The 7,045-nt window shown below is 39.2% G+C and carries 6 protein-coding genes; 2 read left to right on the top strand and 4 right to left on the bottom strand.

What is annotated here, in order from left to right:
• Positions 1–532 precede the first annotated feature (532 nt).
• Positions 533–1,345, top strand: coding sequence for a cytidine deaminase (gene cdd / locus A5N85_RS12010; RefSeq protein ID WP_072577430.1), 813 nt, complete (start codon positions 533–535; stop codon positions 1,343–1,345).
• An 8-nt stretch (positions 1,346–1,353) separates the two neighbouring features.
• Positions 1,354–1,524: a hypothetical protein gene (locus tag A5N85_RS15760; protein ID WP_172460827.1), complete on the top strand. Its 171-nt coding sequence runs from the start codon at positions 1,354–1,356 to the stop codon at positions 1,522–1,524.
• 106 nt (positions 1,525–1,630) lie between these two features.
• Here A5N85_RS15760 and A5N85_RS12000 read toward each other — a convergent pair whose 3' ends face one another.
• The 4 genes from A5N85_RS12000 to A5N85_RS11985 form a co-directional block, all read right to left on the bottom strand.
• Positions 1,631–3,142, bottom strand: coding sequence for an inorganic phosphate transporter (locus A5N85_RS12000; protein ID WP_072577431.1), 1,512 nt, complete (start codon positions 3,140–3,142; stop codon positions 1,631–1,633).
• 312 nt (positions 3,143–3,454) lie between these two features.
• Complete coding sequence (locus A5N85_RS11995) at positions 3,455–5,254, bottom strand: bifunctional anthranilate synthase component I family protein/class IV aminotransferase (RefSeq protein ID WP_072577428.1); 1,800 nt, start codon at positions 5,252–5,254, stop codon at positions 3,455–3,457.
• The gene (locus tag A5N85_RS11990) at positions 5,251–6,375 is read right to left on the bottom strand and encodes an MFS transporter (protein WP_072577427.1); all 1,125 of its coding nucleotides are present in this window, start codon (positions 6,373–6,375) and stop codon (positions 5,251–5,253) included. Before A5N85_RS11990 ends, A5N85_RS11995 begins: the two co-directional genes overlap by 4 nt.
• Before the next feature lie 443 nt (positions 6,376–6,818).
• Positions 6,819–7,045: transposase (locus A5N85_RS11985; RefSeq protein WP_211268198.1), on the bottom strand; the 227-nt coding region annotated here is incomplete at its 5' end.

Here is a 7,045-nt window from a genome sequence, read left to right as displayed (position 1 = left end):
ACCAGATTACCATAAAACATCAACTACTAAATGAATCTTAACTGCTGTTGCCAAGCAACACTTTTATAATATAAGCAAGGCTCCCAAAAAAAATGCATACAGCGCTTGGAGATAGGATTTTATTTTCAAAGTGAGACTTTTATAAAAAAACATAAAATAGAAAAATTTCAATTTTTTAAATTTTGAAAACAAATTAAAATCATAGCGTTAGATTTTTTTACTAGTAGCAAAAATTAGTATAAAACGGAATTTTGCAAAGGTCCCAAGGTGGATATTGAGTTAACGTTGTATGCATTTTTTGGGAGCCTTGCTATAGTAGCATTGTGCCAATGTTCATCTTTGAGCATGGTTTATGCCATAAGTAGTGCCTTGTATTTTTGTTATAGTAAACATGAATGTGAGACTTCGCTTATCTTTTTTCAATTCCTGAATTCTATACAGACACTAGAATAGAAAATATGGTTTTCATTTTGTGTATATTTTAAGATTTAAGATATGATGATAAAACACACTATCTGATTAGGAGCATATAATGATTGATGCCTTTATTCCAGTAGAGCGCCTGCCAGTTTCCGCTCGAGAAAATTCTGTAACGTTAGTGGATTATGCTTTAACTTTATTAGAAGATGCAGCTCAATTTGCTGTTGTACCTATTTCACACTTTAAGGTTGGTGCTATTGCCATTGATTCGCAGGGAAATTTCTATTTAGGTGCTAATCAGGAGTATGCTCACGCAGCTATTGCTCAGACTGTTCATGCAGAACAAAGTGCGATTGCTCATGCTTGGCATAGAGGAGCTGAATCTATTGCACATATCATTGTGAATTATACGCCTTGTGGTCATTGCCGACAGTTTATGAATGAGTTGGCTGGCGCGGAAGATTTGTTGATTCATTTGCCAACATCGAGAAGTAATCGTTTGGTTGATTTTTTGCCAGAACGTTTTGGACCAGCAGATTTAGCAATAAAAGAGAGAATTTTTTCTTCAACACAAGCAGACTTAGAAAATCTGGCAGAAGGCGATGAGCTTATGCAAGAAGCATTTAAAATGGCTTGCTGTTCTTATACGCCTTATAGTGAGAGTCATGCAGGGATTTGTTTAAAAGATCATTTAGGTTATTTATATTCTGGTACATATTTAGAAAATGCGGCTTTTAATCCTTCTTTACCGCCTTTGCAAATGGCACTTAATGGTTTGCACTTAAGCAAAAAAAGTGCGGAAGATATTGTGGCAGGAGCTTTGGTTTGCATTCCTCATCGAGGACATGAAGCGCATACACAGGCTTTATGGAGTAGTATTACTAAGGCACCTTTAGCGATTTATCATACAAATATAGCGAAATGAAGTTTGTATTGACACTTTTTATCATTGGTAGTTGTTTGTTTTGGATAGCTCAACGTCGTGCGCAGCAGCGTGCAGATAAGCAACGACAGGCGTTAGAAAAGATGGCGCAAGTGTATGCTCAAAAGCAATTCCAAGCGGAAACAGATGCGCTTAATCCGCATTTGAATAATAAAAATTGATAATATTAGCAGACGAAGTAGTATTGTTTTGATAAATTGGACTTAGTGTGATTTCTCTGTTGTTTAATGGGATAGTGGTTTTTATTTTGTAAAAATCTTATATGGCTTATAAGTAATACGTAATCATAAAAGCTAAGGCAGAGATGGCAGCAGCAGCAGGTACGGTAACGACCCAAGCAAGCGCAATGGGCTTCATCAATCGCCAGTTGGCATTTTTATTGACTAATCCTACACCTAGTACAGCACCAACTAATATATGAGTTGAAGAAACTGGAAGTCCTAGTGCTGAGGCAAGCATTACTACGCCAGCAGCAGAAAGTTCGGCAGTAAATCCCGATGAAGGGTGCATTTTGGTGAGATTGGTGCCGACAGTAGCGATAACGTTTTTTCCAATAAACCATAGTCCTGCAATGAGTGCAATACCAAAAGTTAGCATAACAGTCGTTGGAATAGCAGCTTCTTGGCTAATGCTATTTGTGCGTAAAGTATCTAAGATGGCAGCAAAAGGACCAACGGCGTTAGCAATATCGTTAGAGCCGTGTGAAAAAGCAAATCCACAAGCGGTAAAAACTTGCATCCAAGAAAAAAGCACAAAGGTGGAGCGTGTAAGTCCGATACCTTGGCGACGTAAGTATTTTGAAGAAAGGCTAATGGCTAACCATGCAGCAATTCCAATGCCGATAATAATTAAGGTATTTTGAAGGTTATTAAAGTTAAGGTTGAGATGCTTTAGTCCTTTGAATAAAAGCATTGCCGCCATAATCATAGCGCCGCCGGCAGCAAGCATGGGAGCCCATATTTGTAAGGCAGCATGAGGGTTAAAGCTATTTTGACGGTCATCAAGTTTGGAAAGTTTGCGCTGAGATTTTTCACTCATTACTTGCCCATAAGCGCTTTGTTGAATTTCTGATAGCAGAATGGAAGCGGCTTTCATTTTAACGTGGTCTTTGTCTTCACGAATACGGCGAAGATGTGCTTCTGCACGTTCGTTAAAATTCAGTATGTATCGCTTGATAAAGGCATATAAAAGGTAGGCAACTATGCCACCAAGTAAAGGAGAGATAATCCAACTTGCCGCAATTTCTCCAATTTTTGACCAACGTATAACAGAAGAAGCGTGTACGTTTTCAAGTATGAATGAAAGTGTTATACCGGCACCGACAATGCCACCAATAATAGAGTGCGTCGTGGATACAGGTAGTCCATTACGGGTTGCAAATAGTAGCCAGAAAGCAGCAGCAATTAGCGCACTCATCATAACTTTAATAAATTGCATAGGCTCTAGCGCATCTGAAAATTGATTCAGATCAATAATTCCGCTTCTAATGGTAGAGGTAACTTCTCCACCAGCAAATACGGCGCCTGAGATTTCAAAGACAGCAGCAATACATAATGCTTGCGTAATAGTAAGGGTTTTAGCACCAACAGAGGTACCAAAGGAATTGGCAACATCATTGCCGCCGATATTAAACGCCATAAATAGCCCGAATAGGGCAGCGGCAATAAACCATATGGATGAGTTAGCACCAGTATATCCATACCCCCAATAAAGGAAGTAACTAACACTTAAAGTTAAAACAATAGCAAATGTAAGACTTAATGAATTGATTTTTTTCATATAATGAAAGCTACGCCGTAAATTGTCTGGCAATGGTGGCGCATTCTACCTTATCTATGGACGTGTGCAAATGCTTGAAAGCATTTGTTGTATTGCAGCAATTTGGAGATGTTAAAAATATAGATGATATCTCTTTGCAACTATTATAATTATTTTTTATTTTGTTTAAAAAATAATAGATATTGTTGTTTAAAAATATTCTCTTAGATGGAGGTAGAATAAATAAAGAATAAAAAAGGTAATAATGCCGCATTGCAAAATATTTTTATATTGTTTAAATAGGATTTAGTGATTATTTAATTTACTAGGATTTTAATCATCATTTATTGGGGTTGGTATAAGGTTGACGGGGATTATACCGCGTAAGCTGTTGCAAAGAATAATTTGTTCTGCGCGCTGGAGGTCAGCAGCATTGAGATGGTTTTCATAAATTTTATTGGTTTTTAGAAGCTTAGGATTGCTTAGAATTTTTTGTCGCATGATGCCAGGTAAGATATCTAAATCCAGTGATGGGGTATGCCATTGTTCGTCGATTTTTAAAAAGATATTGCTGCGACCACCCTCAAGTAGAAATCCGCTTTGATTAAAAATGAGCGCATCAAATGCGCCATAACGTTCGGCGCGTCGCCACGCGAGGTCAAATGGTTCTCTGCGACTGGTTTTATAGCGTCTTAATGGGTCATGATTAGGTAGGGTGCGGTTATGGATGATGCAATAGTTGGTTTTTGGTAGGGGCTCAATCGGTGTGCTTTGGATATTGGTTAGGGATTTTGCAGAGAGTTCGATTCGATAGCGATGTGCGGTTTCAACAGGATGGTGCTGTTGATGATGGTTTTCATAGTGAGCTAAGCTTTCTATGTATAAGGGGATGTTTAAGGTTTTGGCAGATTGTTGAAGTCTTGAAATATGCTCGGCGTGATATTGGCGTCTTTTAGGGGTACGGCGTAGGGTTTCAATGAGCTTGAGGTCAGGCACTTGGTTAAGGAAAGCGACTTTGGTTTGGACTTCTTGGGTTTCTTCTTCTGGGGTGCTATCAATAGTAATTCCGCCGCCCACGCCTAAGGTTGCTTTTTGATGACGGATAACCAGTGTGCGAATGGCGATGTTAAGGGTTAGTTGGTAATTGCCATGATAAGGCTCAATGTAACCGATGCTGCCAGTATATATTCCCCGCGGTCGGTGTTCTTCTAGTTCATCAATCAGTTGCATTGCCATGCGTTTGGGCGCGCCAGTAATGGAGCCACAAGGAAAGGTTGCACGCAAGATATCTGCCAATCCTACACCATGACATAAGTCTGCTTCTATTTTGCTGGTCATTTGTAAAACGCTGCCATGAGCAGCGATATGAAATGGGCGAGTTACTTTAACTCCGTATGGACGCGAGATTTTGCTGAGGTCGTTGCGCAGTAGGTCAACAATCATGGCATTTTCTGCACGGTTTTTGGGGTCGCGAGAGAGTGCAATCATAGCGGGAATGCGACTACTTTCTCTTGGGCAGGGCGCGGTTCCTTTCATGGGTTCGGTAATGAGGTGTTGTCCTTTTATTCGCAGGAAAAGCTCTGGAGAAAGGCAGAGGGTATGTCCATCGTTTGGATGATACATAAGCGCTGCATAGGGTGCGGGTTGGCGAGTGCGTAATTGTCGGTAATGTTTGATAGGGTCACCACTATAATCAGCAAGCAGACGGTCTGTGTGGTTAATTTGATAAACATCGCCAGCACGAATATGTTCTTGGATTTTGTGGACGCTGGCTTGAAAGTGCTCTGTTCCTTTTTCTAGTTGTTTGTTAATCAAAACGCCCGTATCAATGTTTGGTGTTACGCGTTCGTGTCGGTCAAAAAATTCGGTGATTCCGGTTTTATCAAGATGCTGGCAGTCTCGATACCAGTCGAGTTGGAGAGGTGCTTGGGTATCGGCTAATGCCATTAGGTCGCGCCCAAATTCGTAAGGAATGCGAATGGTGCAATGTAGATGCTCAGAAAAGCCACGCTCTAAGCATGTATCGAGTTGGTCAATTTGGTGAGCCGTTAGGGTTTCTCGACGAACAAAGTTTGTGTAGTAGCGAGCGCGATGCTCACGCGCATTATCTAGCAGTGCAAAAGGTTTAGTCATTCGTTTGGTAGGGTAAAAATGGCAACAGTAGCACAAAGTGTGGTGGCAATTAAGGTAGTGATGAAAATGCTTTTCCCAAAGCTTTGATAGATAAGCCCCGGCAGCCATACACCAATAACCGCGCCTGTGTAGTAAAAGCTGGTATAAAAAGCGTTTGTTAGCGCTTTGGGATAAGGGCTACAACGATTGATTTCAGCAATAGCGGTGGTGTGGGTGAGAAAAAAGGCAGCGCAAAATAGGAATAAAACGCTAAAGGTTAGCCATAGATTATTGCTGTATAGCAATATTAATGCGGAAATAAAGGCGATGTTTGCGGTTAGTAAGGTTGGGCGGACGTGAAAGCGTTCGATGATTTTAGGAGCAATGATTGAAACAACAGCACCGATAATATAGCCAGAATACATTAAGCCTGTAATGAGTGTTCCCGCTTGAGGGTCGCTTTTGCGAATGAAAAAGGGTAAGTAGTTGAGTAAGGCAACGAAGCAGCCGAAGCTGAGATAAATAATGAGTAAGATAGTGAGTAATGTTCGATGGCTAATAATAGCGAGAAAATCTTGCCAATGTGGGCGTTGGTAAACATTGCTTTCTTGCGTGGATGCGTTAGGGAGAAAAAAAGCCAATATGGTTAAGGTAATCCCTACTAGGATAGAAAAGTTTTCCCAAGTGAAATAGGTTTCAAAAAGAGTACTTAAAAACCGTCCGCTAAATCCACCTAAGATGGTTAGGCTAACGTATAAGGATAAGCTGCGTTGTCCTTGTGGATTCTCTTCTAAGAGTAAGCTGATAATCGCGGTAATTAGGATAGGAATCAGCGCCCCTTGAATAAAACGAATCAGGATTAGGCTAGGAAAATGGGTAACGATGGCAAATAAAATGTTAGTTATTCCAAGACCAATAAGCGCAATTTTTAAGAGTTTGGCAGGATGAATGTTTCCAAGTATATAACCGTAGAGTAATGGTGCTAGCGCTAATGGGAAAAGAGTAATGCTGGTGAGCAAGCTGCCTTGTGCAGGTGTTTTTCCATAGGTTGCCGCGAGTAAGGGTTGTAAAGGTTGCGGCAGGTAAAGCGTAATAAAGGTGAAGACAGTCGCGATAAAAAGCAGCGATTTGCGATTATACATAGTAGATTTTGGAAAAGAATTTTAGTAATGGATAAATTAAGGATAGGCTGATTGTTCCATTTTTTATATACAATTAAGCTTATCTCATTGATTTTAATTTGATTAGATAATGAAGCTTTTTAGTTTATAAGTTAATCAACGTTTTCCTAAGCACTAGATTTTAAAAGTATACTGAAAATATTATCCGTAGATAAATTTTTTTAGATATTTAATGTAGAAAGAAAATTTAATTTTAATAAGAAAAATATTTATATTCTGAGACCTTTGCAAAATTCCGTTTTATACTAATTTTTGCAACTAGTAAAAAAATTAACACTATGATTTTAATATGTTTTCAAAATTTAAAAAATTGAAATTTCTCTATTTTATGTTTTTTTGCAAAGGTCTCAGACTATCGACAAATGATATTGACTAAGCTCAAAGAAGGCGCAAGCTTTCGGGAGTTAGCAGAAGAATATTATAGTAAAATCATCTAAAACCCAATCCAATCCAAAGCAGATAAAAGAATAAAGTATCAATACAATCCATCCGCCATTCTTTGCGTATTTGCTTAATCCAAGCCCACATCTTTTCAATGGATTTAAGTCTGGACTATAAGGGGGTAACCAAACTATCTCATGCCCATGCTCTTCAATGATTGCTTGAATATCACTGCGTTTATGAAAAGCGG

It is taken from the genome of Suttonella ornithocola, assembly GCF_001889065.1.
Taxonomy (GTDB): domain Bacteria; phylum Pseudomonadota; class Gammaproteobacteria; order Cardiobacteriales; family Cardiobacteriaceae; genus Suttonella_A; species Suttonella_A ornithocola.
Note: the sequence above shows the minus strand (reverse complement) of the source record. Positions and strands in the feature narration are given on the sequence as shown.

Excerpts from the sequence above, each read along its gene's own strand:
- cdd (WP_072577430.1), top strand. The coding sequence starts at position 533 with ATGATTGATGCCTTTATTCCAGTAGAGCGCCTGCCAGTTTCCGCTCGA.
- A5N85_RS12000 (WP_072577431.1), bottom strand. The coding sequence starts at position 3,142 with ATGAAAAAAATCAATTCATTAAGTCTTACATTTGCTATTGTTTTAACT.
- A5N85_RS11995 (WP_072577428.1), bottom strand. The coding sequence starts at position 5,254 with ATGACTAAACCTTTTGCACTGCTAGATAATGCGCGTGAGCATCGCGCT.
- A5N85_RS11990 (WP_072577427.1), bottom strand. The coding sequence starts at position 6,375 with ATGTATAATCGCAAATCGCTGCTTTTTATCGCGACTGTCTTCACCTTT.